24 protein-coding genes are annotated in these 25954 nt (G+C 71.8%); 9 read left to right on the top strand and 15 right to left on the bottom strand.

The features are described from left to right. Window positions 1-131: 131 nt before the first annotated feature. Entirely contained in the window at window positions 132-800 is a 669-nt protein-coding gene (locus ACTWLI_RS11790) for a DUF1684 domain-containing protein (RefSeq protein WP_445154024.1), read from the top strand. 4 nt (window positions 801-804) lie between these two features. Next, entirely contained in the window at window positions 805-1284 is a 480-nt protein-coding gene (locus tag ACTWLI_RS11785; RefSeq protein WP_445154023.1) for a GtrA family protein, read from the top strand. A 9-nt stretch (window positions 1285-1293) separates the two neighbouring features. On the opposite strand, the gene ACTWLI_RS11780 is transcribed toward ACTWLI_RS11785, so the two are convergent. From ACTWLI_RS11780 to ACTWLI_RS11755, 6 genes are all read right to left on the bottom strand, one after another. After that, complete coding sequence (locus ACTWLI_RS11780) at window positions 1294-2448, bottom strand: cysteine desulfurase family protein (protein WP_445154022.1); 1155 nt, start codon at window positions 2446-2448, stop codon at window positions 1294-1296. A gap of 8 nt (window positions 2449-2456) precedes the next feature. Further along, window positions 2457-3404, bottom strand: a complete 948-nt coding sequence (gene nadC, locus ACTWLI_RS11775) for a carboxylating nicotinate-nucleotide diphosphorylase (RefSeq protein ID WP_445154021.1) — start codon at window positions 3402-3404, stop codon at window positions 2457-2459. Continuing rightward, window positions 3401-5122, bottom strand: a complete 1722-nt coding sequence (locus tag ACTWLI_RS11770; RefSeq protein ID WP_445154020.1) for an L-aspartate oxidase — start codon at window positions 5120-5122, stop codon at window positions 3401-3403. The genes nadC and ACTWLI_RS11770 overlap by 4 nt, the downstream gene beginning before the upstream one ends. Next, window positions 5119-6429 carry a quinolinate synthase NadA gene (gene nadA, locus ACTWLI_RS11765; protein ID WP_445154019.1) on the bottom strand — a complete coding sequence of 437 codons (1311 nt, stop codon included), beginning with the start codon at window positions 6427-6429 and terminating at the stop codon, window positions 5119-5121. Before nadA ends, ACTWLI_RS11770 begins: the two co-directional genes overlap by 4 nt. Continuing rightward, window positions 6426-7142: an NUDIX hydrolase gene (locus ACTWLI_RS11760; RefSeq protein ID WP_445156172.1), complete on the bottom strand. Its 717-nt coding sequence runs from the start codon at window positions 7140-7142 to the stop codon at window positions 6426-6428. The genes nadA and ACTWLI_RS11760 overlap by 4 nt, the downstream gene beginning before the upstream one ends. Before the next feature lie 347 nt (window positions 7143-7489). Then, a complete protein-coding gene (locus tag ACTWLI_RS11755; protein WP_445154018.1) occupies window positions 7490-7963 on the bottom strand; it encodes an Lrp/AsnC family transcriptional regulator in 474 nt (157 codons plus the stop codon). Window positions 7964-8135: 172 nt separating this feature from the next. Here ACTWLI_RS11755 and ACTWLI_RS11750 point away from each other — a divergent pair, with 172 nt between their 5' ends. The 5 genes from ACTWLI_RS11750 (at window position 8136) to ACTWLI_RS11730 (ending at window position 12924) form a co-directional block, all read left to right on the top strand. Beyond that, window positions 8136-9515 carry an amino acid permease gene (locus ACTWLI_RS11750; protein WP_445154017.1) on the top strand — a complete coding sequence of 460 codons (1380 nt, stop codon included), beginning with the start codon at window positions 8136-8138 and terminating at the stop codon, window positions 9513-9515. A 172-nt stretch (window positions 9516-9687) separates the two neighbouring features. Next, the gene (locus ACTWLI_RS11745) at window positions 9688-10737 is read left to right on the top strand and encodes a thiamine pyrophosphate-dependent enzyme (protein ID WP_445154016.1); all 1050 of its coding nucleotides are present in this window, start codon (window positions 9688-9690) and stop codon (window positions 10735-10737) included. Then, window positions 10730-11770: an alpha-ketoacid dehydrogenase subunit beta gene (locus tag ACTWLI_RS11740; protein ID WP_445154015.1), complete on the top strand. Its 1041-nt coding sequence runs from the start codon at window positions 10730-10732 to the stop codon at window positions 11768-11770. Before ACTWLI_RS11745 ends, ACTWLI_RS11740 begins: the two co-directional genes overlap by 8 nt. Next, a complete protein-coding gene (locus ACTWLI_RS11735; RefSeq protein WP_445154014.1) occupies window positions 11763-12092 on the top strand; it encodes a biotin/lipoyl-containing protein in 330 nt (109 codons plus the stop codon). The genes ACTWLI_RS11740 and ACTWLI_RS11735 overlap by 8 nt, the downstream gene beginning before the upstream one ends. Before the next feature lie 4 nt (window positions 12093-12096). Continuing rightward, on the top strand, window positions 12097-12924 hold the full coding sequence (locus ACTWLI_RS11730) for an alpha/beta fold hydrolase (protein ID WP_445154013.1): 828 nt from the start codon (window positions 12097-12099) through the stop codon (window positions 12922-12924). A gap of 90 nt (window positions 12925-13014) precedes the next feature. On the opposite strand, the gene ACTWLI_RS11725 is transcribed toward ACTWLI_RS11730, so the two are convergent. Then, window positions 13015-14349, bottom strand: coding sequence for an MFS transporter (locus ACTWLI_RS11725; RefSeq protein ID WP_445154012.1), 1335 nt, complete (start codon window positions 14347-14349; stop codon window positions 13015-13017). Window positions 14350-14729: 380 nt separating this feature from the next. Here ACTWLI_RS11725 and ACTWLI_RS11720 point away from each other — a divergent pair, with 380 nt between their 5' ends. After that, window positions 14730-15443 (top strand): IclR family transcriptional regulator, encoded by a 714-nt coding sequence (locus tag ACTWLI_RS11720; RefSeq protein ID WP_445154011.1) that lies wholly within the window; start codon window positions 14730-14732, stop codon window positions 15441-15443. 19 nt (window positions 15444-15462) lie between these two features. On the opposite strand, the gene ACTWLI_RS11715 is transcribed toward ACTWLI_RS11720, so the two are convergent. The 6 genes from ACTWLI_RS11715 to ACTWLI_RS11690 form a co-directional block, all read right to left on the bottom strand. Further along, window positions 15463-16797: an MFS transporter gene (locus ACTWLI_RS11715; protein WP_445154010.1), complete on the bottom strand. Its 1335-nt coding sequence runs from the start codon at window positions 16795-16797 to the stop codon at window positions 15463-15465. 89 nt (window positions 16798-16886) lie between these two features. Then, entirely contained in the window at window positions 16887-19949 is a 3063-nt protein-coding gene (locus ACTWLI_RS11710) for an AAA family ATPase (protein ID WP_445154009.1), read from the bottom strand. After that, window positions 19946-21142: an exonuclease SbcCD subunit D gene (locus tag ACTWLI_RS11705; protein ID WP_445154008.1), complete on the bottom strand. Its 1197-nt coding sequence runs from the start codon at window positions 21140-21142 to the stop codon at window positions 19946-19948. The genes ACTWLI_RS11710 and ACTWLI_RS11705 overlap by 4 nt, the downstream gene beginning before the upstream one ends. 66 nt (window positions 21143-21208) lie before the next feature. Further along, window positions 21209-22144, bottom strand: coding sequence for an MIP/aquaporin family protein (locus ACTWLI_RS11700; RefSeq protein ID WP_445154007.1), 936 nt, complete (start codon window positions 22142-22144; stop codon window positions 21209-21211). An 82-nt stretch (window positions 22145-22226) separates the two neighbouring features. Next, a complete protein-coding gene (locus ACTWLI_RS11695; RefSeq protein ID WP_445156171.1) occupies window positions 22227-22565 on the bottom strand; it encodes a DUF202 domain-containing protein in 339 nt (112 codons plus the stop codon). A gap of 2 nt (window positions 22566-22567) precedes the next feature. After that, entirely contained in the window at window positions 22568-22870 is a 303-nt protein-coding gene (locus ACTWLI_RS11690; protein ID WP_445154006.1) for a YidH family protein, read from the bottom strand. 236 nt (window positions 22871-23106) lie between these two features. On the opposite strand from ACTWLI_RS11690, the gene ACTWLI_RS11685 reads away from it, so the two are divergent. Then, a complete protein-coding gene (locus tag ACTWLI_RS11685) occupies window positions 23107-24270 on the top strand; it encodes an ADP-ribosylglycohydrolase family protein (RefSeq protein WP_445154005.1) in 1164 nt (387 codons plus the stop codon). Here the strand turns inward: ACTWLI_RS11685 and ACTWLI_RS11680 are convergent. Both ACTWLI_RS11680 and ACTWLI_RS11675 read right to left on the bottom strand, forming a co-directional pair. Beyond that, window positions 24257-24829, bottom strand: coding sequence for a DUF4395 domain-containing protein (locus tag ACTWLI_RS11680; RefSeq protein ID WP_445154004.1), 573 nt, complete (start codon window positions 24827-24829; stop codon window positions 24257-24259). The two genes, ACTWLI_RS11685 and ACTWLI_RS11680, sit on opposite strands and share 14 nt — an antisense overlap. Before the next feature lie 66 nt (window positions 24830-24895). Beyond that, window positions 24896-25915: an exonuclease domain-containing protein gene (locus tag ACTWLI_RS11675; protein WP_445154003.1), complete on the bottom strand. Its 1020-nt coding sequence runs from the start codon at window positions 25913-25915 to the stop codon at window positions 24896-24898. Window positions 25916-25954: the final 39 nt, after the last annotated feature.

The following is a 25954-nucleotide window of genomic DNA, read 5'->3' as shown; positions in this document are numbered from 1 at the left end:
AGCCTAGCCCGGCGCCGCGACGGGACCATGCTGCCGCGCCACGGCGGTTCCGGCGCCGGGCAAGGGGTCCCGGGAGCCAGCGCAGGGCGGGCCGCGGCCGTCCGGGGCGTAAACCCGGCTAGGCTGGAGGGATGGCCGAACAGGACTTGGACACAACGGACCCCAGCAAGAGCCTCGGCAGCATGTCCGCCGTCGACATCGCCGACTGGCGGCTCCGGACTTTTGCCCTCTACGCCGCCGTGCGAAAGATCGCCGCGGACAACCCGGCCGAAGCGCACGCGTACTGGCGCCAGGAGCGGGACCGGATGTTCGGCACCCACCCCGCCTCGCCGCTGACCGAGGAAGCCAAGGCGAACTTCGGCGGCCTCAAGACGGTCGACTATGACCCGATCTACCGCTTCCACGTCCCCCTCACCAAGGAGGGCGCCGGGCGGGAGATGAACGTTGAAACCGGAACCGACGGCGTGGTCCGGTTCGTCCGGCTCGGCACCTTCGACCTCCCGGAACTGGGGCAGCTGGCGGTCTGGAAGCTCAACGGCTACGGCGGCGGCATCTTTGTGCCGTTCCGCGACGCCACCGCCGGCCGGCCGGGCGGCAGCTACGGCGCCGGCCGCTACCTGATCGACACGATCAAGGGCGCCTTCCACGGCGTGGAGGGCCACGGTCCGGACGCGCCTTTCGTGCTGGACTTCAACTTCGCCTACAACCCCTCCTGCGCGTACAACGAAGCGTGGGCCTGCCCGCTCGCGGGGCCCGCCAACCGCCTGGCTGTCGAGATGCCCGTCGGCGAGCTGTACTGACCGAATGGAGTCACAGCTTCAACAGGAGCAGGCCCTCCCGCGGCCCGTTCCGGGGCGCCTGCGGCACCGGGGCGTCCTGCGCTACCCGGTGGTCCGGCAACTCCTGCGCTTCACCGGCGTCGGCGTCATCTGCACCGTCACCTCGCTGGCCCTGTACGCGTTCCTGCGGCCCTGGATCGGTGCCCAGCCGGCCAACGCCGTCGCCCTGGTCCTCACCTCGCTGATGAACACCGCGCTCAACCGGCGGCTGACGTTCAAGATCACCGAGCGGCACCGGATGAAGCGCGACCACCTCAACGGGATCATCGTAATCCTGGTGGCGCTGCTGATCACCGGCGGCAGCCTCGGCGTCCTGCACTGGATCAACCCGGACGCCACCGTGGCCGACGAACTCTGGACCACCACGCTCTCCGGCTTCCTGGCCACCGCGGTCCGGTTCACGCTGCTGCGGCACTGGATCTTCCGCCGCGCCCGGCACCGCTAGCCCGCTTGCTCAGGCGCCGAGGGTGCGGACGCTGCCGACGGCGGCGCGCACGGCTGCCGCCGCCTGGTCCAGGTCGGCCGCGGTGACATTGCCGTCAAAGCTGAAGCGCACGGCGGTCTGGGCGACCTCGGCGCTGATCCCCATCGCCAGCAGCACCGGGGACGGCTCGTCGGAACCGGCGGCGCAGGCCGAACCGCTGGAGCAGATGACCCCGCGCCGCTCGAGTTCCAGCAGCACGGACTCGCCGCTGGTACCGGGGAAGCAGAAAGACGCCACCGAGGGCAGCCGCTCCACCGGGTGGCCGGTGGGCAGGGCGCCCGGCACGGCGGCCACGACCGCCCGGATGAACTCGTCCCGCAGCGCAGCCACCCGGGCCGCCGCGGCCGGCTGGCCGCTTCCCGCCAGGCCCAGGGCGGTGGCCAGGGCGACAGCGCCCGCAACGTTCCCTGTCCCCGAGCGCCGGCCGCGTTCCTGCCCGCCGCCGTGGAGCAGCGGCTCCAGCCGCGTCCGGCCGCGGACGATCAGCGCGCCGCAGCCCTTCGGGGCGCCCAGCTTGTGCCCGGAAAGGCTCAGGGCGTCCACCCCCAGCGCCCGGAAGTCCAGCGGCAGCCAGCCCGCGGCCTGCACCGCATCGGTGTGCAACGGTACGCCGTGCGCGTGCGCCAGCGCGGCCAGCCGGGCCACGGGCTGCACCGTGCCGACCTCGTTGTTGGCGTACATGATGCTGACCAGGGCGGTTTCGGGCCGCAGGACAGCGGCGAGCGCCGCCTCGGTGACCTGCCCGTAGCGGTCCACCGGCACCACGTCGACGGCAAAGCCATGGACCCGTTCGAGGTACCGGGCGGATTCCTCCACGGCCGGGTGCTCGACGGCGCTGACCACCACCCGATCCAGACGCGGGTCGGCGGCCCGCCGGGCCAGGGCGATGCCCTTGACGGCGAGGTTGTCCGCCTCGGTGCCGCCGGACGTGAAGACGACCTCCCCCGGCCGGCAGCCCAGGGCCTTGGCCGTTGCCTCCCGGGCGCCGGCGAGCGCGGCGGCGGCGGCGTCCCCCAGCGAGTGGTGGCTGGACGGGTTGCCGAACTCCCCGGCCAGGTACGGCCACATGGCCTCCAGCACCTCGCGGCGGACCGGGGTGCTGGCGGCGGCGTCCAGGTAGATCACGGCAGTCCTCAGCCGTCCGCCGCGGCGCCGGGGGCGTCCGGACCGGCGCCCAGTTCGACGTCGAGCCCCAGGTCCAGGGCGGTGACGCTGTGGGTGAGCGCGCCGACCGAGATGATGTCCACCCCGGTCGCGGCGATCCCGGCGACGGTGGCGAGACTGACGTTGCCGCTGGCCTCCACGCGGGCACGCCCGGCCACCAGTTCCACCCCGTCGGCGAGCTCCATTAGCGAGAAATTGTCCAGCATGATGGTGTCCACCCCGGCAGCCAGGACCGGTTCGATCTGCTCCATGCTGTCCACCTCCACCTCAAAGTGCGTGGTGTGCCCAAGCCGCGCCCTGGCCTCCCGGAGTACGGCGGTGAGCTTTCCGGGGTCCCCGCCGGTGAGCACGGCCAGGTGGTTGTCCTTGGCGAGGACCGCGTCCGAGAGGCTGAAGCGGTGGTTCGCTCCCCCGCCGCAGCGCACCGCGTAGCGCTCCAGTACCCGCAGTCCCGGCGTCGTCTTCCTGGTGTCGGCGATCCGCGCCCGGGTGCCTGCCACCAGCGCGACGAACTCGGCGGTGCGGGTCGCGATGGCGCTCATCCGCTGCACCAGGTTCAGCGCCACCCGTTCGGCCAGCAGCACGGCGCGGGCGTTGCCGCTCACCCGGGCCAGCGCCGTCCCGGCGTCGAACGCGGCACCGTCGGCCACCAGCAGCTCCACGACGGCGTCCGGGTCAGCGAGCCGCATCGCGGCGGCGAAGACTTCCCCGCCGCTGAAGACCCCCGGGACGCGGGCGGCGAGCACCGCGGTGGCGCGCGCACCGGCCGGAATCAGGGACTGGGAGGTGATATCGCCGTAGGGCGCGTCCTCCTGCAGCGCGGCGCGGAGCACGGCGTCGACGGCGGCCGCCGGCAGGGTGCCGGTGAGGTCCGTTGCCGACGGGGCGGCGTGCAGGGCCGGGGCGGGTGCTGTCATGAGGGGATCCTTTGCTTCGGGCGGGTGGCGGAGGGCCGGGCGGCGTCTGCCGCCGTGGAATCGGTTCGGTAGTGGGCGCCGAGGGATGCTGTCCGGGCCCGGGCGGCGTCCACAAGCAACCGGGCGGCCAGCAGCAGGTTGCGGTCCTCATGCTCCCGCGTGTCCGTGGCGTCCGGCACGGTCTCCGGCCGTACGACGGCGGCCCAGTCGGAAAGCTGCGCGGCAGCGGCATCAAGCTCGACCCCGGAACGAAGCACCCCGGCAGCGGCGGTCATCAACCGGCCAAGAGCGTCCCGCGAAAACGGCTCCGGCCCCGATTTCACAAAACTCTCGGTGGGAGCCGCGGAGGTTCCTTTTTTGGAGGAGCCGCGCAAGGGTACTGCGGAAGCGTGCGTCAAAGGGAGGCCGCCCGCGGCCGAGCTAGCACGCGGAGCAGTGCCGTTGTGCGGCACTTCGCCTCCGAGGAAATCCTCCACGGCCCTTCGCCCGAAGACCAGACCCTCGAGCAGCGAGTTGCTGGCCAGCCGGTTGGCGCCCTGGGCACCGGTGCGGGCAACTTCGCCGGCGGCGTACAGGCCCGGAACGGTGGTGCGCCCGGCCAGGTCCGTGGACACGCCGCCCATCCAGTAGTGCGCGGCCGGGGAGACCGGCAGCGGCTCGCTGGTCCAGTCGTAGCCGGCGGCGCGGGTGGCCGCGGTAATGCCGGGGAACCGCCGGGCGAGGAAGCCGCTGCCGCGTCCGGCCTCGATGCCGCGGGCATCCAGGTAGACGGGACTGTCGGCCGGCTGGCCGGAGGCGGCCAGGTGCAGCGCGATGCTGCGGGAGACGACGTCGCGCGGGGCCAGCTCGGCGGCCGGGTGGTAGTCCGGCATGAAGCGGCGTCCGGCGGCGTCGAGCAGCAGCGCGCCCTCGCCGCGCACCGCCTCGGAGATCAGCAGCGGGGGCGGGCCGCCGGGGACCTCGGCGGCCGCCAGCGTGGTGGGGTGGAACTGGAAGAACTCCAGGTCCCGGACCGCGGCACCGGCCCGCCAGGCGAGCGCGAGGCCGTCGGCGGTGGCGACCGCCGGATTGCTGGTCCGCGCGAACAGTCGGCCCGCGCCGCCGGTGGCGAGCAGCACGGCGTCGGCGTCCAGCCGCCCCCGCCGGCCGCCGGCAAGGTAGGCGACGCCGGTGACGGCGCCCGCCGGGCCCGTCAGCAGTTCGGTCACGAAGGTGCCGGTCTGGACGCGCAACCGGCCCTGCACTGCGCGTTCGAGCACCGCGGCGACCAGGCCGCGGGCGATGCGGGCACCGGTCGCGTCGCCGCCGGCGTGCAGGATGCGCGCTGCCGAGTGGGCGGCCTCCAGGCCCAGCAGCGGCGCCCCGCCGGGCCCGAGGTCGAACGCGACCCCGTAGCGGCGCAGCGCAGTGATGTCCCGGACGGCCTCGGAGCAGAGCACCCGCACGGCTTCGGGGTCGTTCAGGCCGTTTCCCGCGGCGAGGGTGTCCGCGATGTGCGCCGCGACCGAGTCACCCGGGGCGGCCTCGTCCGGGCCCAGCACGGCGGACACGCCGCCCTGGGCGAAGAAGGTGTTGGACTCCTCGAGCGTGCCCTTGGTCAGCAGCACCACCTCGGCGGGCCCGGCGGCGCTGCCTGCGCCGGTTTCGGGATCGGAGGCGACCAGTGCCGCATACAGCCCGGCGATCCCGCTGCCGACGACGACGAGACGCCTGGTCACGGCCGCGCCGCCAGCATGCGTTCGAGCGCGATCCGGGCGGGGGCCGCGACGTCGTCCGCCACCGTGATGCGGTTGACCACCTCGCCGCGGACCAGGGCCTCCAGCACCCAGGCCAGGTAGCCCGGGTGGATCCGGTACATGGTGGAGCAGGGGCAGATCACCGGGTCGAGGCAGAAGATGGTGTGCTGCGGGTTTTCGGCCGCCAGCCGGTTGACCAGGTTGATCTCCGTGCCGACGGCGAAGACGGTCGGCTCGGTGGCCGCGGCGATAGCCTTGCGGATGAAGTCGGTGGACCCGGCCGCGTCGGCGGCGTCCACCACCGGCATGGGGCACTCCGGGTGCACGATGACCCGCACACCCGGGTACTCGGCGCGCGCCTTCTCGATCTGGGCCACGGTGAAGCGCTTGTGCACGGAGCAGAAGCCGTGCCAGAGGATGACCCGGGAGTCCAGCAGGACCTGTTCATCGTTGCCGCCGAGGTCCTGGCGCGGATTCCACAGCGGCATCTGTTCCAGGGGCACGCCCATGGCCTTGGCGGTGTTCCGGCCCAGGTGCTGGTCGGGGAAGAACAGCACCCGCTGGCCCCGCTCGAACGCCCATTCCAGGACCGTGGCCGCGTTCGAGGAGGTGCAGACGATCCCGCCGTGCTCGCCGCAGAAACCCTTAAGCGCGGCCGAGGAGTTCATGTAGGTGACCGGGATGACGGGGACCCGGCCGTCGGCGTCGGGCTCGGTGCCGAACAGCTCTTCCAGCTGTTCCCAGCACTCGGTCACCGAGTCGACGTCCGCCATGTCCGCCATCGAGCAGCCGGCGGCAAGGTTGGGCAGGATCACTGCCTGCTCCGGTCCGGAGAGGATGTCCGCGGTTTCGGCCATGAAGTGCACGCCGCAGAAGATGATTGCCTCCGCCTCCGGCCGGGTCAGGGCCGCGTTGGCGAGCTGGAAGGAATCCCCCACGAAGTCGGCGTATTCCACCACCTCGTCGCGCTGGTAAAAGTGCCCCAGGATGACGGCCCGGTCCCCCAGCGCTGCCTTGGCGGCCCGGATCCGGGTGTCGAGTTCTGCATCCGTGGCCAGCCGGTATTCCTCCGGAAGCTGGCCCTGCCGCGGGGTCGAGGCCGGTGCGGCGTCGGCCGCGGAGGCGCCGGGGCCGTACGCCGGCACACCGGCACGGGCCTCGGCGGCGTCGAAGTCCCAGGGGCCGCGGGCCAGCGCCGGGCTGCAGGTGGATCCTGCCGCGGCGGCCGTCGCCTGGCCGGTGGCCTGTTCGCGCGTGATCAGCTGGATGGCCGTGTTGACGCTGCTCATGAGGTGCTCCTGTTGTCTGGATCGAGGCCGGGGCGGCCGGTGAAGCGGTAGAGGCGGGGCGGGCGGTGCTTGCCGCCCTGGAGGTATTCGTCGGTTTCTTCGATTTCCGGGGCGGCCTTGATCTGCCGGCGGAAGTTGGCCGGGTCCAGTTCGCGGTCCAGGACCGCCTCGTAGACCTCCCGGACCTGGGCGAGGGTGAAGTACTCGCCGAGCAGGTGGTAGGCGATCGAGCCGTAGGCGAGCTTGTTCCGCAGCCGCCAGAGCGCATAGTCGACGATTGCGTTGTGGTCGAAGGCGAGGTCGCCGAGGCCGTCCGCGCGGAACCAGCGGACGTTTTCGGACTCGTCGGCGAGCGCGGCCTCGGTGGGCTGGACCAGCGCCCAGTAGACGATCGAGACCACCCGTTGGCTGGGCGAACGGTGCAGGCCGCCGAAGGCGTACAGCTGTTCGAGGTACCGCGGCGTGAGCCCGGTGGTGTCGCGCAGGTTCCGGGACGCTGCGTCCTGCAGCGACTCGTCGTGGCTGAGCGGGCCGCCGGGAAGCGCCCACATGTCCTTGAAGGGTTCCCGGATGCGGCGTACCAGCGGGATCCAGAGCGTGGGCCGGCCGGAGCGTTCGGAGGGGCGCAACGCGAAGATCACGGTGGAGATGGCCAGCGACGGCGGCGCGAGGCGGCGCTCCGAGACGTTGGCTGGAGAGGTGTAAACGGTGATCAACCCCGCTTTCCGGGGCCCGGACCGTTCCTGCGGGGACCGGCCGGGCGGGTCCGGCCCTACCGCCGGACTAGTTATAGTCACTTTGACTAGAACTAATGATACGTCCGCGCCCGCGGGGTGCAAAATGCTGCGGAGGAGCCGCCGAGGTGGTCGCGCGGCCGGCGCGGCCGGCTGCATTACGGATTTGCGCGGCGGTTTCGGACGGGCGCGCCCCGGGCCCGGGGCGCGCCCGTCCGAAACCCCGCGCCTGTCCGAAACCGCCGCGCCGGTCCGAAACCTACGCGCAAAAGAGACTGCCCGCCGCGACGGGCTGCCGCGGCACCTCGAGGCCGGCGTGCGTCGGTTTACTGGCCCTGCGCGGCGGCTTCCAGCAGGGGCAGGGTCCGTCCCTCGAAGTGGGTGTTCAGCACGATCACCGAGGAGGAGCGCAGGACCGTCCGGGTGGCGATCATCGCATCCAGCACCCGCTGCAGGTCCGGGTTGGAACGGGCGGCGATGCGGGCCATGAGGTCCGAACTGCCGGAGACGGTGTGGATCTCGATCAGCTCCGGGATTTTGGCCAGGGCCTCGACGACGGCGTCGTGGCCCAGGTCCTGGTTGATGGTCAGGGAGCAGAAGGCCACCACCGGGTAGCCAAAGTGCGCCGGGTCCGGCTGCGGCACCCAGGAGGCGATCACCCCGCTGTCCTGCATCCGGTCCAGCCGCGATTGCACCGTGGCGCGGGCGACCTTCAGCACCCGTGACGCCTCCAGGACGGACGCCCGGGGGAAGTCCGTGAAGAATCGGACAATCTTTGCATCGAGCGGGTCAACGTTCACGCCGGTTTCCTTCCCTGCGGGGGTCCGGCCGCACAAATCGCCGTGATTCGCGCCGGAAGGGGAACAATCTGCCCCCATGTTCTCACGCCGCCCGCACCGCGGGGGCCGCCGGGGGCGGTAAATTCGAATGGTCCCAAAAGGACGCAACCCCCACCAAAGAAGGTTCGCCAGCATGACAACGAAGTCCGCCGCGGAGCACCCGTCCCTGCACCTCGGCCACAGCATGAAACCCCGCCAGCTCACCATGATGGGGCTCGGCAGCGCCATCGGCGCGGGCCTGTTCCTCGGATCGGGGGCCGGGATCCAGGCCGCCGGTCCCGCCGTCCTGGTCTCCTACCTGGTAGCCGGCACGCTGATCATCATCGTCATGTGGGCGCTCGGCGAGATGGCGGCGGCCAATCCCACCAGCGGCGCGTTCTCCGTCTACGCCGAGAAGGCACTCGGCAAGACCGCCGGCGCCACGGTGGGCTGGCTCTGGTGGCTGCAGCTGGTAGTCGTCATCGCCGCGGAGGCGCTGGGGGCGGCCGGGCTGCTTTTCACCATCTGGCCGGTGGTGCCCGTCTGGGCCCTGTCGCTGGTCTTTATGGCGGTCTTCACTGCCATCAACCTCGCCGGCGTGCGGAACTTCGGCGAATTCGAATTCTGGTTCGCCATCCTCAAGGTGGTGGCCATCCTGCTGTTCCTGGCGATCGGGACCGCCCTGCTGCTGGGCTGGCTGCCGGAGGTACCGAGCCCGGGCCTGTCCAACCTCACCGCCGACTTCGCCCCGGCGGGCCTGGGCGGCATCGCCACGGCCCTGTTCGTGGTGATCTTCGCCTTCGGCGGCACCGAGATCGTCAGCGTCGCCGCGGCCGAGACCGAGGACCCCGAGCGCAGCGTGGGTCACGCGATCCGCACCGTGGTCTGGCGGATCCTGGTCTTTTACATCGGCTCGGTCTTCGTCATCGCCGCCGTGCTGCCCTCGACTTCGGACGCGCTGAAATCGCCCTTCGCCGGCGTCCTGGACCTGGCCCGCATCCCGGGCGCCGGCGCCGCGATCACCCTGGTCGCCGTCGTCGCCCTGCTCTCGGCACTGAACGCCAACCTCTACGGCGCCTCCCGGATGGCCTTCTCGCTGTCCCAGCGCGGCGAGGCGCCGGCCTTCCTGTCCCGGCTGAACAAGGCCCGCGTGCCCGTGGCAGCGGTCAGCATCTCGGTGGCGTTCGGGTTCCTCGCCGCCGTGCTGGAGCTGTTGTTTCCGGAGCAGATCCTGCCTGCCCTTTTCCAGCTGGTCGGCTCGACCTGCCTCGTGGTCTGGGGCTCGGCCCTGGTGTCCCAGCTCATCCTGCGGCGCCGCGCGGACCGCGAAGGCACCGCGCTGCCGTTGCGGATGAGGGGCTTCCCGGCAATAACCATCTTCGGCCTGGTGCTGCTGGCGCTGATCTTCGCCGTCGGCTTCAGCAGTCCGGACAGCAGCAAGCAGCTGTTCAGCACCCTGGCACTGATCGCCGCCATGGCCGCCGCGAGCTGGCTCGGCACGCGGTTCGGCAAGGCACGCCGCGGCGCCAACTGACCGGCGGCCGGCGCCGGCGCCTGAGGGCAACGGCGGCGGCGGGTCAGGCAGTTCGGGTCCGGGTATACAAATTGCCACAGCTGGCCGCGGCCCGGGGGGCAGCTTTAAGCAGAGTGGCCAGCGATTCCTGAACTGATTGCCCACCGTGCAAACCGTGACTAGGGTCACAGCCATGGATACACTTCCCCTTGCGGTCTCCGGCGGGGACGCCGGGCCGCTCAGCGCCGCGGAGCTCCGCCGGCTGTACTCCTTGATGGTTGCCGTGCGGCACCTGGACACCTCGGCGATCGCCTGGCAGCGCCAGGGCATCATCCCCGGCTACGCCCCGGAACTGGGCCAGGAAGCGGCGCAGGTCGGCAGCGCCTACGCCGTGGACACCACCCGCGACTTTGTCTTCCCGACCTACCGCGAGATGGGCGTCGCCCGGACCATGGGTGTGGACATGGTGGGCTACATGTCCACGCACAAGGCCACCTGGCACGGCGGGCTCTACGACCCGGCGGCGTCCCGGCTCGCCCCGATCCAGGCCGTGGTCGGCGGCTCCGTACTGCATGCCGTCGGCTGGGCGCACGGCCAGACCCTGGCCGGCGCCGCCGACGGCAAGCTCGGGGTCGCCTTGACCTACTTCGGGGACGGCGCCTCCTCCCAGGGCGACGTTCACGAGGCGATGAACTTCGCCGCCGTGATGAAGGCCCCCGTGGTCTTCTTCGTCCAGAACAACGGCTGGGCCATCTCGGTCCCCACCGAACGGCAGGTCGCCGGCGGCTCGGTCGCCGCACGCGCCGCCGGCTACGGCATGCCGGCGCTGCAGGTGGACGGCAACGACGTCGTCGCCGTCGTCGATGCCACCCGCCGCGCCTTTGCCCACGCCCGCGCCGGACACGGCCCCGTGCTGATCGAAGCCATGACCTACCGCCGCGGCCCGCACTCAACCTCGGACGATCCAGGCCGCTACCGCTCGCTCGACGAGGAGCGCGACGGCGCCGGCGTTGACCCGCTGGAGCGGCTCAAGCAGCGGCTGCTGGCGGACGGCACCGCAGACGAAGCCTTCTTCGCCGAGGCCCTTGCCGCCGCCAAGGCCGAGGAGGAGCAGATCCGTACCGGCATCCAGGCCCTGGGACCCCGGCCCGGTGCCGAAATGTTTGACCTGGTCTTCCAGGAAACCACCCCTGCCCTGCAGGCCCAGGCCGCCCACTGGCGCGAGGAGTCCGAACATGTCTAACTCAATCCTGGAAAGCGGCACGGCCGGCACCGAGGCCGCGGCCACCGTGATGTCCATGCAGCAGGCCCTCAACCGGGCCCTGGACGAGGTCCTCGCGGAGAACCCGAAAACCGTCATCTTCGGCGAGGACTGCGGCCGGCTCGGCGGGGTCTTTCGGATCACGGACGGGCTGCAGGCCAAGCACGGCGCGCAGCGGGTCTTCGACACCCCGCTGGCGGAGTCCGGCATCCTGGGCATGTCGGTGGGCCTGGCCATGGCCGGGTTCCACCCCATCCCCGAGGTCCAGTTCGACGGCTTCGCGTACCCGGCGGTCAACCAGATCGTCTGCCAGATCGCCCGGATGAATTACCGCAGCCGTGGCACCCTGCCGATGCCGATCACCCTGCGCGTGCCCAGCTTCGGCGGCATCCGCGCTCCCGAACACCACGGCGAAAGCCTCGAGGCGCTCTTTGCGCACGTTCCCGGGCTGAAGGTTGTCTCGCCGTCGAACCCGCACGAGGCGTACCACCTGCTCAAGTACGCGGCCACCCGGCAGGATCCGGTGATCTTCATGGAACCGAAGTCCCGCTACTGGCAAAAGGGCGAGGTCGACACGGACAGTGCCGACGCCGGCGGCGGCGCCCCGACCGGAGCCAAGGTCATGCGCGAGGGCCGGCACCTGACGCTCGTGGCGTGGGGCGCCATGGTGGCCCGCTGCCTGCAGGTGGCCGAGCTCGCCGCCGAGGACGGCATCGAGCTCGAAGTCCTGGACCTGCGCTGGCTCAAGCCGATCGACGCCGCGTCGCTGGCCGCCTCCGTGCGCAAGACGCGCCGCGCCGTCGTCGTCCATGAAGCGCCGCTGACCTCGGGACTGGGCGCCGAGGTGGCACAGCTCATCACCCAGGCATGCTTCGACACGCTCAGGGCGCCGGTGGAGCGCGTCACCGGCTTCGACGTCCCGTATCCCTCGGGCGACCTCGAGGACGAATACATCCCGAACATTGACCGGATCCTCTTCGGCATCCAGCGAGTATTGGAGTACAAGCGTGGCTGAAATTTCCTTCCCGCTGCCCGACCTTGGCGAGGGCCTGATCGAGGCGACCGTGCTGGAATGGCTCGTCGCCCCCGGCGACCAGGTGGAGCGGAACCAGCCGCTCGTGGAGGTCGAAACCACGAAATCGGCGGTGGAATTGCCCAGCCCGCAGGCAGGTAAGGTAGTGCGTATCCACGGCGGGCCCGGCGACAAGATCAATGTCGGCGAGCCCCTGATCGTGTTCGAGGTGCCGGACAACACCGCCGGCATCGTGGGCACGGTCCCGACGGAAGAGGCACCGAAGCGCCGGGTCCGCCTGAGCGCCGTACTTGATGAGGACTGACACCATGAGCGGCAGGCATACCGGCGAGCAGCATTCCCACACGGTCGAGGGCACCGACCCGCAGCTGTATGTGGCGGTGCACGAACCCAAGACCGACGCCGGGCTGCGACCGGTGCTGCTGCTGCACGGTTTTTCCTCCTCCTCCAAGCTCAACTGGGAGGACACCGGCTGGATTACCGCCCTCACCGAGGCCGGCCGCCGCGTCATCACCGTGGACTTGCCCGGCCACGGCCGCAGCGGTGCGCCGGAGGACCGGGACTCCTACTCCCCCAGCCGGATCCGTGCGGACCTGCTGCAGATCGCGTTCGACGCCGGCGCGCGCCCGCTGCGCGACGGCGACCCGGCGACCGGCCTGGACGTGATCGGCTACTCCCTGGGGTCGCGGCTGGCCTGGGAGTTCGGCGCGACCCAGCACGAGCTGGTCCACCGCCTGGTGCTGGGCGGCCCGAACGTGGCGGACCCGCTGGCGGAGTTCGACCTGGTCGCGGCGCAGCGCTATCTCGCCGACGGTACGCCGATCGCCGATGCCTCCACCGCGGGGCTGCTGAGGATGGCGCAGCTGCTGCCGAGCAACAACATCTTTGCCCTGTTGTCCCTGGTTGAGGCGATCAAGGACGAACCTTTCGACCCGGCCGAGGCCATCCCGCCGATGCCGATGTTGCTGGTCGCCGGCGAGAAGGATGAGCGGGCCGCCTCCATGCCCGACCTGGCTGCGCTCGGCGCGAAGGCCGGAGCCATGGTGGAACAGCTCATCCTGCCGGCCCGGAACCACACCAACGCCGTCACCAGCCGGGCCTTCAAGCAGGGGGCCATCGACTTCCTGGCCGTCTAGGCGGCGGCAGCCGAACCGGTAGAACGCAGAAGAGGCACGGACGAGCGTCCGTGCCTCTTCTGCGTTCTGGCCTTGCCGGCCGGCAGCCGCCTAGTGGTGGCTGCTGACGCCCAGCGGGCGGCCCTTGGTTTCCTTGGCCAGCACCACGCCGACGGCGGAGATGACGCAGAGGATCATGATGTAGATGCCGATCGAACCGGTCCACTTGGTGCTCTGCAGCAGGGCCTCAGCGATGGTCGCCGCGAAGGCTCCGCCAAGGATGGCGCCGAAGGCGTAGCCGATCGAGATGCCGGAGTAGCGGACGTTTGCCGGGAACATCTCGGCGTACATCGCGGACATCGGGCCGTAGGACAGGCCGAGGCCGACGGTGAGGACGAACAGCGCCACGCCGTAGAGCAGGATGTTCTTGGTGTCGATCAGGGCGAACATCGGGATCATCCAGGCAAAGACGATCGCGTAACCCAGCAGGAAGGTCTTGACCCGGCCGATCTTGTCGGAGAGCCAGCCGCCGACGAGGGTGAAGATGAGCCAGCCGAAGGACGCCAGCGTGGTGGCCAGCAGGATCTGCGGGGTGGGCATCTTCAGGGTCTTGGTGGCGTAGGAGATGAAGAAGGCGATCAGCAGGTAGCCGGCGGCGTTGTTGCCGATGAAGATCAGCGTCGAGTAGAGGACGGCCTTCTTGTGCTTGCGGATCAGCTCGCCGAGCGGGGCCTTGCTTTCTTCCTTGCGCTCCTGCATCTCCTTGAAGACCGGGCTCTCGGCCACGGCACGTCGGATGAGGTAACCGACGACGATCAGCACGATCGAGAGCAGGAACGGCACCCGCCAGCCCCACGCGCCGAAGTCTTCCTTGGACATGGACGTGTTCAGGAAGTACAGCAGGCCGGTGGCCAGGATCATGCCGACCGGAACACCGATCTGCGGGTAGGCGCCGAACAGGCCGCGGCGGCCCACGGGAGCGTGCTCCACGGCCATCAGGGCAGCGCCGCCCCATTCGCCACCGGCAGAGAAGCCCTGGATGACGCGCAGCAGGATGAGCAGGACCGGGGCCCAGAAACCGATCTGGGCGTAGGTCGGCAGCATGCCGATCAGCGCCGTCGCGGCACCCATCATGACAAGGGTGAAGACCAGCATGGCCTTGCGGCCCAGGCGGTCGCCGAGGTGGCCGGCGATGATGGCACCGAGCGGGCGGAACAGGAAGCTGATGCCGATCAGGGCGAAGGACAGGATCTGCGCCAGGCCGGGGTTGGACGCGTTCAGCGGGGCCAGGAACAGCGGCGAAAGCAGGGTCGCCGTCAGCTGCGCGAAGATGAAGAAGTCGTACCACTCGATGGTGGTGCCGACCAGCGTCCCGGCGAGGACCTTTCGTTCCTCGTGCTTGCTGCTGGGGCCCGCCGCTGAATCGACGGTTGAACTTGCGGTCATTGGAACTCCATGGCTGGGGGCAGTGGTCCTGCCCGGTGGGTGCGAAGGTAAAACTTGATGCCTCGTGAATTACTGATCGAACGGTCAGTTAGTACCGGTGATCTTACTACGGAACGTGGGATAAATCACACACCCCGGGGAAATCGCCACGCCGCCGCGCCGGGCGGGGGCTGGCCTGCGGTAAGCGGACAACGACTATCCCGGCCTGGGTGGCGCCGGATGCCGGGGGCTGCCGCTCTTGCCGGCCGCCTCCTTGTGTTCTATAATCGAACACACCGTTCCCATATAGAACGCTACTGTACTGTGAGCCGGAACACAAGACTCCGGCCGCGGTCGCAGGCCGCGCCGTGCGGCCCCGGCCTGGCCCCAGGAGGGACCCCATGACCCCGAACACCGGCACCCAGGCGTCGCCGTCGCAAACGCTATCCCGCGGCATCCGGGCCCTCGAAATCCTGGCCGACGCCGCCGAACCACTCACCATTGCCGAACTGGCGGACGCCATGGGCGTGCACCGCTCGGTCGCCTACCGCATCCTGCGCACGCTCGAGGACCACTCGCTCCTGGTGCGCGACGACGGCGGCCGGGTCCAGCCAGGTCCGGGCCTGGCCGTGCTGGCCCGGGGCGTGGCCCGCAATCTGCAGACCGCGGCCCTGCCGGAACTGACCCAGCTGGCGAACACCCTGGCCATGAGCGCCTTCATCGCCGTCTGGGACCGCGAGGACTGCGTCACCCTGGTTACCGTCGATCCGCGCCACACGGGCGCCGCCGTGGTCCAGCATCCAGGCTCCCGGCACCCCGTCAGCGCCGGCGCCCCCGGCATCGCGATCCAGTCCGCGCACTCGGAACAGGACTGGCACCGGCTGGCCCCGGGCATCCCCTACCGGCCGGAGGCCGCCGAGGCCCGCCGCCTCGGCTTCGCAGCAAGCCACGACGAGGTAATACCGGGCGTGTCGTCGCTGGCGGTACCGGTCCGGGTGCCCGGCGGCCGTCCCGCGGCCCTGGCCGTGGTCTACATCCGGGCCGCCCAGGACCCGGACGAAGTCGCGGCGGCCCTGGTGGCGGCCGCGGCCCGGATCGAAGCCCAGCTGGGCTGACCGGCCCCTGGCCCGCGGCTCAGGCGGCGGCCCGGGCCGCCCGGCGGCGAAGGACGACGGCGGCTGCCGCGCCGAGCAGGAACAGCGCCCCCGCGGCGCATACCGGAACCAGGAACGCCGTCGAATACCCCTGGTCCTGGGCGAGCCGGCCGGCCAGGGACGAGCCCACCGCGGTGCCCGCGACAATGCCGCTGGCCAGCGCCGTCATGACGGTGCCAAGCTTGCCCTCCGGCGCCACCATGCCGCCGATCGCGAAGACGGTGACCATGAGCGGCCCCACCGGAAGACCCAGCACCAGCAGCACCAGGATCATCGGCAGCGCCGTCGCCGGCAGGAGCAGCAGGGCCGCGAGTCCGGCCATCAGCGCGGCGCACGCCAGCCAGCGGACGTGGACGCTGACCGAGGCGGGCCAGTAGGCCACCGACAGGGCCGCCGCGGCCGAGCTCAGGCCCATCACCGCGTACAGCAGCCCGGCGAGTTCCGCCGTGGCGAAGCCCGCGGCGAACGAACTCAGCGAGGTCTGGGTCGAGCCGAAGAAGGTGCCCATGCAGACCATCGCCAGGACCGGAAGCCCCACGGCGGCGAAGCCGGCCACGCGCTGCCCTGGTGCCGGCCGCTGCCTCGCCGGCGCGGCGCGGCGGTCACGGGCCGGGGTCCGCGGCACCGAGCGGTGCGTGGGGTGGACAGCAAAGGCCGGGACCAGTGTGAGGGTGAGGGCGCCGGCGAGGGCGAGCGGGAGCCAGGGGCTGACCAGGCTGGCGAGGATCCCCACCAGCGCCGGGCCGAGGACGAACGTAATTTCGTCGGCGGTGCTCTCGTAGGACAGGGCCGTGTCCAGGTCACCGGGGCGTCCGGCTCCTCCGCCGTCCGAGCTCAGGGCCATCCAGCGCACCCGGGCGAGCGGGCCGACCTGCGGGCAGCTCGCCCCGGCGGCGAACGCCGCGGCGAGGACGGGAACGGCGTCGGCCAGGTCCGGTCCGCCCGGCACCAGATAGGCCGCGAGGATCAGCGCGGCCACGGCCGCCGTGTTGAGCAGCGCGGAGACGAGCAGGACCGGACGCTGGCCCAGCCGGTCGGCCAGCGCACCGAGCACCGGGGCGCCCAGCGCGGAGCCGATGCCGACGGCACCGGCGGCGGCACCGCCCACGGCGTAGGAGCCGCTGACCGCGGTGACGAGGGTCAGGGCACCGACCGTAAGCATGGCCAGCGGGAGCCGGGCGAAGAGGCCCAAGGGGATGAAACCGCGGCCGGCCAGCGCCGGCAGCCGGGCGAAGCGGCCGCCGCGTGGTGCGGGGGGTGCCGGCGCGGGGGCCGGAGAAACGGGGGATGTCGTCGACGACGGGAAAGGGTTCATGGTTCCGGGTTCGCTCAGTGGTGCGCATCGTCCCTCCTCCCGATGCGCGCGACCCGGTAACCCTTCGATTGTACCCGAGCCTGCCCCGCTCAGGCCGGGACGTCGTCGGAGATGTGGAGGGTCGAACCGTTGCGTCCCTTGACCACCTGCAGCTGCGTGGTGATCCGCTGCTTCATCTCGGCCACGTGGCTGACCAGGCCCACCACCCGGCCGCCGTCGCGCAGGCCCTCGAGCGCGTCCATGACCTGTTCGAGGGACTGTTCATCGAGGCTGCCGAAACCCTCGTCCACGAAGAGGGTTTCGATGTCCACCCCGCCGGACTCCATCTGCACGACGTCCGCGAGGCCCAGCGCCAGCGCGAGCGAGGCCATGAAGGATTCGCCGCCGGAGAGGGTAGCGGTGTCGCGCCGCTGCCCGGTCCATTGGTCCACCACCTCCAGGCCGAGGCCGGACTTCTGGTTGCGGGCCGCCCTGGCGTCGGTGTGCTGCAGGGTGTACCGGCCGTCGCTCATCCCGATCAGCCGCTCGGTGGCGGCCGCCGCGACCTGTTCCAGCCGCGCGGCCAGCACGTAGCTGTTCAGGCTCATGCGGTAGGTGTTCTCCCCGCCGCCGCGGGCGGACTCGGCGACGGCGGTCCACAACTCCGCACGCTCCCGCGGTTCCCGTCCGGCCGCGGCCTGCCCGGCGTATTCGGCGCTGATCCGGTCCAGGGCCAGGACTGACTTAGCGGCGAGTCCGGCGGCCAGGGCGGCCTCCCGGGCGGAGCGGTCGGCGCCGGCTGACTCGGCCCGGAGCTGATCCAGGCCCGCCTCGTCCACGGCGCCGCCGTCGGCGAGTTCCTGCGCCGCCAGGACCAGGTCCTCGCTGGCGAAGAGCTCCTCCAGCCGCGCAATTTCGTCGCGGCCGGCCCGGACCGCGGCCTCCAGCTGCGCGGCTTCCGGTGCCGGGAGCAGCACCGCGCGCGCCGCGGCGGCTGACTCGAAGCCGGACTCGGGCAGGGCCAGCTCCAGCCGGGTGCGGGCCTCGGCGGCGCGTTCCCGTGCCTGTTCCAGGCTGCCGGCGGCCGCGTCGGCACGCTCCAGCAGCGCCGTCGTGCCGCGGACCGAATCCAGCCGCGCGGCGAGGCTTTCATGGCCGGCGCGCAGGGCGGCCAGCGCCGCATCGAGTCCGTCAGCCTGGCCGGTGACCTCGATGAGGCTGGACTCGGCCTGGGCCAGTTGTTCACCGGCTTGCGCGCGTTCCCGCTCCGCGGCGGAGATTTCCTCCTCCAGGGCGGCGCGGCGGGCGCGGTTGCTGTCCAGGTCCGCGGCCGCCAGGGCGGCTTCGGCAGCGCGTTCCTGCGCCCGGTCGGCGTCGCTGCGCGCCACGCCGGGATCGGTGTCGCCGCCCTGGGCGGCAAGGACGGCGAGGTTCTGCTCCGCCTCGCGCAGCACGCGCTCGAGGTCCGCCAGCTCGGCTTCGGCCGCTTCGGCGGCTTCCTGCGCGGCCTGTTCGGCATCGGCGATGGCCAGGGCGGAGGCCGCGGCCTGCGCCGGGGCCGGATGCTCGGCGCTGCCGCAGACCGGGCACGGTTCATCGGTCCGGAGCTGGGCGGCCAGTTCGGCCGCGGCGTTGGCCAGGCGCTCCTCGCGCAGGTCCAGCCAGTGCTGGCGGCGGTCCTGGTAGCTGTCCCGGGCCACCCGGTGGCGTTCGGTGATCCGCGCGCAGTCGGCGGCGGCGGCAGTGTGGCGGCCCACAACGGCGACCAGCTCCTCGGCGGCTGCGGCTTCCTTGGCGCGCAGCTGGGCCTCGGCAGCCATCGCCTCGAGCGGCCCCACGGCGGAGGCAAGCGCGAGCGACTCGGACCGGAGAGCGTCGAGCACCGCGGACCCGGCGCGCCGGGTCTCCTGCAGCGTTGCGACGCCGGTCCGCAGCGCGGCGCAGCGCGCGGTGAGCGCGGCCAGCTTTTCCTCGTCCGGGAGCCGTTCCTCCAGGACGGCCCGGAGGGAGCGCAGCCGTGCGAGTTCACCGCGCAGGGCCGTCCCGTCGACCAGGCCGGCGTCCGGACCGGCTCCCCCGGCCGCCGGCGGCAGCGCGGCCAGCTCCGGATCGGTGAGCGCTGCTGCCAGCAGTTCCGCGGCCGCGCCGGCGGCATCCGCGGCAGCGCGCTCGGCCGCTGCGTCCGCGCTGTCCAGGGCCTGCAACTGGCCACCGAGCACCTCGGCTTTGCGGTGCCGCTGCAGCCGGGCAGCCGTGGCGTCCAGCTCCGGGGCTGCGGCCTCGGCGCCGGCCCGGCGCTGATGGGCCGCGGCGAGTTTGGCCTGCCGCGCGGCGCGGGCGGCGAGGTCCTCCAGCCGGCCCGCGAGCACGGCGGCCCGCTGCTCCGCCTCGCCCGCCGCCGCCTGGCGTTCGGCCGCGGCCGCCTGCGTGCCGGCTCCCAGCCAGGCCAGCAAGGCATCGGCGTCGTCCCGGTCGGGGGCGCCGTCGAGGTCCAGGCCGAGGCCGGCGGCTTCCGCCTCGGCCTGGGCCAGCAGCAGGCCCAGGCTGCCGTTCAGGGTCTCCACCTCGGCGCGGGCGGCAGCCGCCCGGCGGCCAAGTTCCTGTTCCACCGCCTCAAAGCGCTGGGTGCCGAACAGGCTTTGCAGCAGCACGAGCCGGTCGGAGGCCTTGGAGCGGAGGAACGCCGCAAAGTCGCCCTGGGGCAGCATCACGACCCGGGTGAACTGGTCCCGATCCATGCCCAGCAGGGCGGTGATCTCCGCGCCTGCCTCGTCGTTGCGGCCGGACTTTTCCAGCCACTGCCCGTCCACCCGTTCCCGCAGCAGGGTGTTGGCCTTCTGCTCGGTGAATCCGTTCTTGCCCCGCGCGCTGGGCTTGTTCCACGCGGGCGACCGCGAGACCTCGAAGTGCCGGCCCTGGGCGGAGAACTCACAGGTGACGCGCGGCTCCGTGCCGGCGTCGGCGTGGTCGCTCCGCAGCCGCTTGCCCTCCTGGCGGGCGCCGGGCACCGACCCGTAGAGGGCAAAGCAGATGGCGTCCAGGACGCTGGTCTTGCCGGCTCCGGTGGCGCCGTTGAGCAGGAACAGCCCGTGGGCGCTGAGCCGGTCGAAGTCGATCCGCTCGGTGCCCGCGAACGGGCCAAAGGCGGTAATTTCCAGGCGGTGGATCCTCACCGGGACACCCCTTCCAGCCGGACGGCTTCCAGTGCTTCGGCCAGGATGCCGGATTCCGCCTCGTCGGCGCCGCGGCCGCGGACGTGTTCGAGGAAACCGCAGCAGACCGACAGGTCGTCCACGGCCTCGGCCAGCCTGCTGCTGTAGCTGGTCCTGGCGGCGGCCTCGGCCCCTTCGGGGTCAAAGCCCAGGACCAGGGTGTCCGGGAACCTGGCGCGCAGCCGTTCCATGGCCTGGTTCGGCCGCTGCGGGTCGGTCAGCGTGACCTGGCAGTAGGCGCCTTCGGCCCAGGCCAGGCCGGCGTCGTCGAGGAGTTCGTCCAGTTTCCCGCGGAGCACGGCGAGGCGGCGCGGGGCCTCCCAGTGCACCTCGGTGACCGCCGTAACCCCGGAGGCATCCACGTCCACAAGCCAGCCGCCCTTTTGGTGCTTTGCTTCGGAGAAGGAATAGGCCAGCGGTGAGCCGGAATAACGGACGGCTTCAGAAAGCGACTGCCGGCCGTGCAGGTGCCCCAGTGCGGTGTAGCTGAACCCGTCGAAGAGGTCCAGCGGGACGGCACCGACGCCGCCGATGCTCAGGTCCCGTTCGCTGTCCGAGCTGATGCCGCCGCTGGCAAAGGTGTGGGCGAGCACCACGGAGTGGACGGTCCGGTCCCTGGACCGGACCGCGAGGTCGGCACGGATGCGTTCCGTGGCGGCGCGCGTCACCTCGAAGTGGCTTGCCGTCTCAACGCCGAGCTGAGCAGCGACCAGCCGCGGTTCCAGCCACGGGATGCCGTAAATCGCCAGCACGGGCCCGTCGTCGGCGTGCCCGCCGCCGGGCGCTCCGGCGTCGGAGAGCGGCAGGAGCAGCGGCGCATCCAGGCTGTTCAGCCGGGTGCGCAGGTGTACTCCCCCGCGCTCCAGCAGCCGGGACGCGAAGCCCAGCCTGATGGCCGAATCATGGTTGCCGCTGGTCAGCACGACCTTCGCCCCGGCGCTGCTGAGCCGAACCAGGGCGTCATCGAGCAGGCCCACGACGTCGACGCCGGGCAGCGCGCGGTCGTAAACATCGCCGGCGATGAGGACGACGTCGACCGCCTGGTCGCGGACGACGGCGACGAGCTGGTCGATGAACGAACGCTGCGCGTCGAGCATCCCGACGCCGTGGAACGACCGGCCCAGGTGCCAGTCCGAGGTGTGCAATAACCGCATGCCTCTACGCTATCGGCTGCCACCGACACTCTTGTGCAGCGCCCCGGGGCGCCGGGGTGACGGGCGTTACGGGGTGCGCTTGTCGAAGAAGTCCCGCGCTTCATCGGCCGGTGCCGCGGCTGCCCGGCCGGCGGCCGCCGGACGGCCGGCATCCTGCTCCGGTCCCGCGCCGGCGGCTTCGGTTTCGGCCTCCGCCGTAACGGTTTCGGTGGCTGCAGCTTCGGTGCCTGCCGCTTCGGTGCCAGTCCGGGCGAAGCCGCGGAAGACCAGCCCGGCGACCGCCGCGCCGGCCAGCGGCGCCACCCAGAACAGCCAGAGCTGGCCGAGCGCCTCGGGGCTGCTGAAGAGCGCGGAGGCCGTGGCGCGGGCGGGGTTGAAGGGGGCGTTGCCGATGCTTTGGCCAAGTTGCAGCAGCACGGCCATGCTCAGTCCCACGGCAAACGGCGCGGCAGCGCGGAGCGGGTTCCGGCGCGCGGTGGTGCCCAGGTAGACGGCCACAAGCAGGGCGGCGCCGAGCACCTCGACCAGCAGCACGCCGGCCACCGGCGCCTGGATGACGGAGCGGGCGTCGAAGCCCGCGGCGACGGTATCGAACGCCGCCCGGGTGCCGTTGAGCTTGGGCACGGTGCGCAGCACCCCGAACAGGGTCAGCCCGCCCAGCAGGGCCCCTGCCAGCTGTGCCCCGAGGTAGGCTGCCGCAGCCGCCGGGGTGATCCTGCCCGCAATCGCATTGCCCACCGTGACGGCGGGGTTGAAGTGCCCGCCGGAGAGGTACCCGAAGGCCAGCATGGCTGCGGTGAGGGCCAGTCCGGCCGCCAGCGACGCCGGCAGCGGGTTGTACTGCGGCACGGCGAACAGCGGCACACCCAGTCCTGCCACCACCACAAAGAGAGTGCCCAGCGCCTCGGCGGCAAGCCGGGCCGGAAGGGCCGGCTGCCGGTCGGCCGGGTATATGGACGGCCGGGCGCCCTCGGTCCCCGGGGTGGTCGCTGGCGTGGTCATGGCGCGGTACATCCTTCGTTTTGGGTGCAGGGTCTTTCTGGAGTCTTCCAGCGGAGTCTGGGCGTTCGCTGGGGTTCGGCCGTCAGCCGCCGAGCGCGATCGCGGCCACGGTGCTTCCGGCGAGCGCGACGACGGCCGCGGTCGCCGCGAGCATCAGCGCCGCCGGGGCAGGCGCGGTGGAGCCGCGCAGCTGCCGCGCCCGCAGCCGGACACAGATAAAGAGGACGACGGTGGACCCGGCGGCTGCCGCCGAGCACAGTCCGAGGAAGTCGAAGCCGCCCGCCGGGGACTCCCCCGCCCCGGAGCCGTTCAACGCCCAGGTCCGCCAGATGAACAGGTCGGCGACCAGCAGGGCCAGCAGCGTCCGCCCCCAGGCCAGGGTGGTGCGTTCCGGCTGCAGCCCCGGGTCCCGGGCCGGCATGCTCACCGGGCCAGGAAGATCAGCAGGGCGATGGTCAGCGCGGCAATGGCAACGCCGACGGTCATGACGAGCATCAGCCCCGAGTACGGCAGTTCCTGGTTGTTGCGCATCGCCGCCTCCATCCTGGCCCAGCGGCGGTAGGACAGCGAGGCGAGTCCGGCCCCGATGATCGCCAGCACCACGCAGATCGCGATCCGGACCGGGGCAGGTGCGATGTTCGGCGCCAGCTGGTCGATCGCCAGGGCGCCGGCGATCAGCGCGAGCGAGGTCCGCACCCAGGCAAGGAAGGTCCGTTCGTTGGCCATGGAAAACCTGTAGTCGGGGGTGCTGCCCGTCTTCCGCCACGCAGGTTCGCGCATCCGTCTCCCTCTCGTGCTGTGTTCGTGCCGACGGCCCCTTCTTTGGCCCCGTCTGCGGACCCGTCATCGTCCCGCTCGCGGCATGCGGATCCACGGTAGCGCCAACAGCACCCTACCGGGCACCGCCCCGACCGTCCCGCCGGCGGGGCGGCGGGGCGGCGGGCCGGGGTAAATTTGAAGGCATGAGCATTGATCCTGCGACGTCCCCTGCGGCGGCCCCCGCCCCGTCCCATGCCTCCCGCATCCATGGTTGTCTGCTTGGCGGCGCGCTCGGCGATTCGCTGGGCTACGCCGTCGAGTTCGAGACGATCGAATCGATCCGGGCAACGTACGGACCCGGCGGCCTGCGGGACTTCGCCGCGCTCGGAGACGGCAGCCACTTCTCCGACGACACGCAGATGACCCTGTACACCGTGGACGGCCTGCTGGAAGCGCTCGAGTGGGCCAACTCCGGCGTGGCGGCGGACACGAACGCCTGCCTCTGGCTCGCCTACCTGCGGTGGCTCGGCAGCCAGGGCGTCGCCCTGCCGGAGTCGGCGCCGTTCCAGCCACCGCGCTGGATCGACGGCCACGACGTGCTCCGGGCCCGGCGCGCCCCGGGTAACGCCTGCCTCAGTGGACTCGCGACCGGAGAGATGGGAACCGTACAGCGGCCGGTCAACCCGGATTCGAAGGGCTGCGGCACGGTGATGCGGTCCGCTCCCTTTGGCCTGATCCCCCACATCGACGCCGACGCGGTCTACAAGCTGAGCGCGGACGCGGCATCCCTGACCCACGGCCATCCTTCGGCCCGGCAAAGCGCGGCGGCGTTCAGCCTGGTCATCCATGCCGTGGCCGGCGGCCGGAGCCTCGCCGCAGCGGCCGGCACTGCGCTCTCCCGGCTGCAGGATGGCCCGCTGCCCAAGGGCGAGGAAGCCGATCCGGCCCTGCTGGAGCGGCTGGCGACGGCGCTGCGGCATGCCGAGGCGGCCGCGGCGGGCAGCGCGGACCTGCTGGGCGCGGAGGACCTGGTGCGTGAACTTGGCGAAGGCTGGGTGGCCGAGGAGGCACTCGCCGTCGGGCTGTACGCGGTGCTCGCCACCGCGCCGGCGGCGGCCGCGGCACCAATGCCAGCAGCGGAAACGACGACGCCGGGCCCAGCCGGCGCGCAGGAGCACTTCCGGGCGGCGATGGCGGTGGCGGTGAACCACAGTGGCGACAGCGATTCCACGGCCTCCATCGCCGGGAACATCCTGGGCGCGTACTACGGTGAGGACTGCCTGCCGGCGGACTGGCTGGCAGCGCTGGAGGCGCCGGGCGTGATCCGGGGCATGGCCGAACGGCTGGCGGAGCTTACGGGCGCCTGAGCGAAATGTTGTTGCACGCTTCGCAGACATCCTCCGGGATGATGCCGCGGCGCTGCAGCAGCCCGAAGACAGCACAGCCCAGGCAGAAGCCGGCAAAGGCTTCCAGCGATGCCGCGACAATCAGGACCGCGAGCAGGGTCCAGGCGGCCGGTGCGAGCCCGGCGGCGGACAGGACGGCGGCGGTCGTGGAAAGCGCCGCGCCGATGCCCTGGGCGAAGCGCTTCGGCGGGCCGGGAACCAGCCGCGTCCTGCCGAGCAGCGGCGTGAGGACCTTGACCGAGAGCAGGCCGAACGGCGAAATCCGCGGGCCGAACAGCACGCGCAGCCAGAAACCGGCGGCAATCACCGCCAGCCCCCAGCCAAAGCCGGTCAGGAGCGTCGCTGCCGAGAGCAGCACCACCAGCGCGGCGGTGATCCGGGCGGAGTACTCGTTGACCGGGTTCGGGAAGGCGAACACCCGGGCCCAGTCGATGCCGTGCCGCGCGCCGGCGGCCGGGGCCTGCACCGGAGCCTCCACCGGTGCCTCCGGGCGGACGGGCGGGGAGATCAGTTTGCTCATCGGTTAAGGCTAGGAGCGGCCGGACGCCGGACGAAATGATTGTTGCGCCGTATGACCGCGGGCGGACTACCCCGCCTGGGCCGCGGCCACGTGGCCGCCCACCATTTGCAGGAACTCCCCCTCGGAGAGGACCTCGATCCGCTGGCCGCGTTCATGCAGTTCCAGGACCCGCCGGGCTTTCCCGGTCAACCGGCCCGAGCGGAGGTCCGCCGCGACGAACCCGTTGCCGACCACCAGGACGGTGGTCCGTGCCGTGACGCGGCTCTCGGGCCGCGCGCCGAGCTCGGCGGAACGCAGTTTGGCCTCCGGCCGCGGAATGGCCAGTTCGCCGGTGAAGACGACGGTCTGCCCGAAGAGCGGGTGGCCAGGTTCGGCGCCGGGGTTCGGGTCCGGATTGGCCCCTTCCTCCGGCCAGCCCGGGCGGAACGGGCGGGTCACCGCGGCGGGGCCGTTGCCGCCGGCGAGGGCCTCGAGCGCGGCGCGGGTGGCCTTGGACAGCGGGTCGCGGCGCGGGTCGAAGGCCGGCTGGCGGGACACCGCGAGCCCCAGCGACAGGTACAGTTCGGCGATGCTCGCAGCTCCGTTGCGCGCCGCGATGTCGATCAGAATGCCGGCGCAGGCCCGGGCGTCTTCGGCGGCGTCGTGGTGGTTGACCAGCGGCACCCCGGCCTCCTCCGCGGCGTAGGGCAGCGAGTTGGACACCAGCGAATAGCAGCGGCGGGAGAGCATGACCGTGCAGACGTAGTCGTAGGCCGGCCCGGGCAGGCCGGAGACCTCGAGGCCGGAACGGATCACGCCCAGGTCGAATGCGGCATTGTGCGCGGCCAGCACGTCCCCGCCGATGAACGCGCCGATCTCGGGAAACAGTTCGCCGAAGCGCGGCAGGCCGGCGACCTGTTCGGGCCGGATCCCGTGGATCCGGACGTTGTGGTGGTCGAAGGCGTCGTGGTTCGCGGGCGGACGCATCAGCCAGGAGGCCTCTTCGACGACGACGCCGTTACGGACCTTGCTCAGGCCCACGGCGCACGGCGATCCACGGAAGCCGTTGGCCGTCTCAAAGTCGATCGCCGTAAAGTCCAAACCCACGCCCCAACTTTACCGCCGGATCCGGCCGCGGCCGGTCAA

The sequence above is a fragment of the Arthrobacter sp. Hor0625 genome (assembly GCF_052567525.1).
Note: the sequence above shows the minus strand (reverse complement) of the source record. Positions and strands in the feature narration are given on the sequence as shown.

Bases quoted from the DNA above. Each gene is read 5' to 3' on its own strand.
- ACTWLI_RS11790 (WP_445154024.1), top strand. From the start codon at position 132: ATGGCCGAACAGGACTTGGACACAACGGACCCCAGCAAGAGCCTCGGC.
- ACTWLI_RS11785 (WP_445154023.1), top strand. From the start codon at position 805: ATGGAGTCACAGCTTCAACAGGAGCAGGCCCTCCCGCGGCCCGTTCCG.
- nadC (WP_445154021.1), bottom strand. From the start codon at position 3,404: ATGACAGCACCCGCCCCGGCCCTGCACGCCGCCCCGTCGGCAACGGAC.
- nadA (WP_445154019.1), bottom strand. From the start codon at position 6,429: ATGAGCAGCGTCAACACGGCCATCCAGCTGATCACGCGCGAACAGGCC.
- ACTWLI_RS11750 (WP_445154017.1), top strand. From the start codon at position 8,136: ATGACAACGAAGTCCGCCGCGGAGCACCCGTCCCTGCACCTCGGCCAC.
- ACTWLI_RS11745 (WP_445154016.1), top strand. From the start codon at position 9,688: ATGGATACACTTCCCCTTGCGGTCTCCGGCGGGGACGCCGGGCCGCTC.
- ACTWLI_RS11740 (WP_445154015.1), top strand. From the start codon at position 10,730: ATGTCTAACTCAATCCTGGAAAGCGGCACGGCCGGCACCGAGGCCGCG.
- ACTWLI_RS11730 (WP_445154013.1), top strand. From the start codon at position 12,097: ATGAGCGGCAGGCATACCGGCGAGCAGCATTCCCACACGGTCGAGGGC.
- ACTWLI_RS11725 (WP_445154012.1), bottom strand. From the start codon at position 14,349: ATGACCGCAAGTTCAACCGTCGATTCAGCGGCGGGCCCCAGCAGCAAG.
- ACTWLI_RS11720 (WP_445154011.1), top strand. From the start codon at position 14,730: ATGACCCCGAACACCGGCACCCAGGCGTCGCCGTCGCAAACGCTATCC.
- ACTWLI_RS11715 (WP_445154010.1), bottom strand. From the start codon at position 16,797: ATGAACCCTTTCCCGTCGTCGACGACATCCCCCGTTTCTCCGGCCCCC.
- ACTWLI_RS11705 (WP_445154008.1), bottom strand. From the start codon at position 21,142: ATGCGGTTATTGCACACCTCGGACTGGCACCTGGGCCGGTCGTTCCAC.
- ACTWLI_RS11700 (WP_445154007.1), bottom strand. From the start codon at position 22,144: ATGACCACGCCAGCGACCACCCCGGGGACCGAGGGCGCCCGGCCGTCC.
- ACTWLI_RS11695 (WP_445156171.1), bottom strand. From the start codon at position 22,565: ATGCCGGCCCGGGACCCGGGGCTGCAGCCGGAACGCACCACCCTGGCC.
- ACTWLI_RS11690 (WP_445154006.1), bottom strand. From the start codon at position 22,870: ATGGCCAACGAACGGACCTTCCTTGCCTGGGTGCGGACCTCGCTCGCG.
- ACTWLI_RS11685 (WP_445154005.1), top strand. From the start codon at position 23,107: ATGAGCATTGATCCTGCGACGTCCCCTGCGGCGGCCCCCGCCCCGTCC.
- ACTWLI_RS11680 (WP_445154004.1), bottom strand. From the start codon at position 24,829: ATGAGCAAACTGATCTCCCCGCCCGTCCGCCCGGAGGCACCGGTGGAG.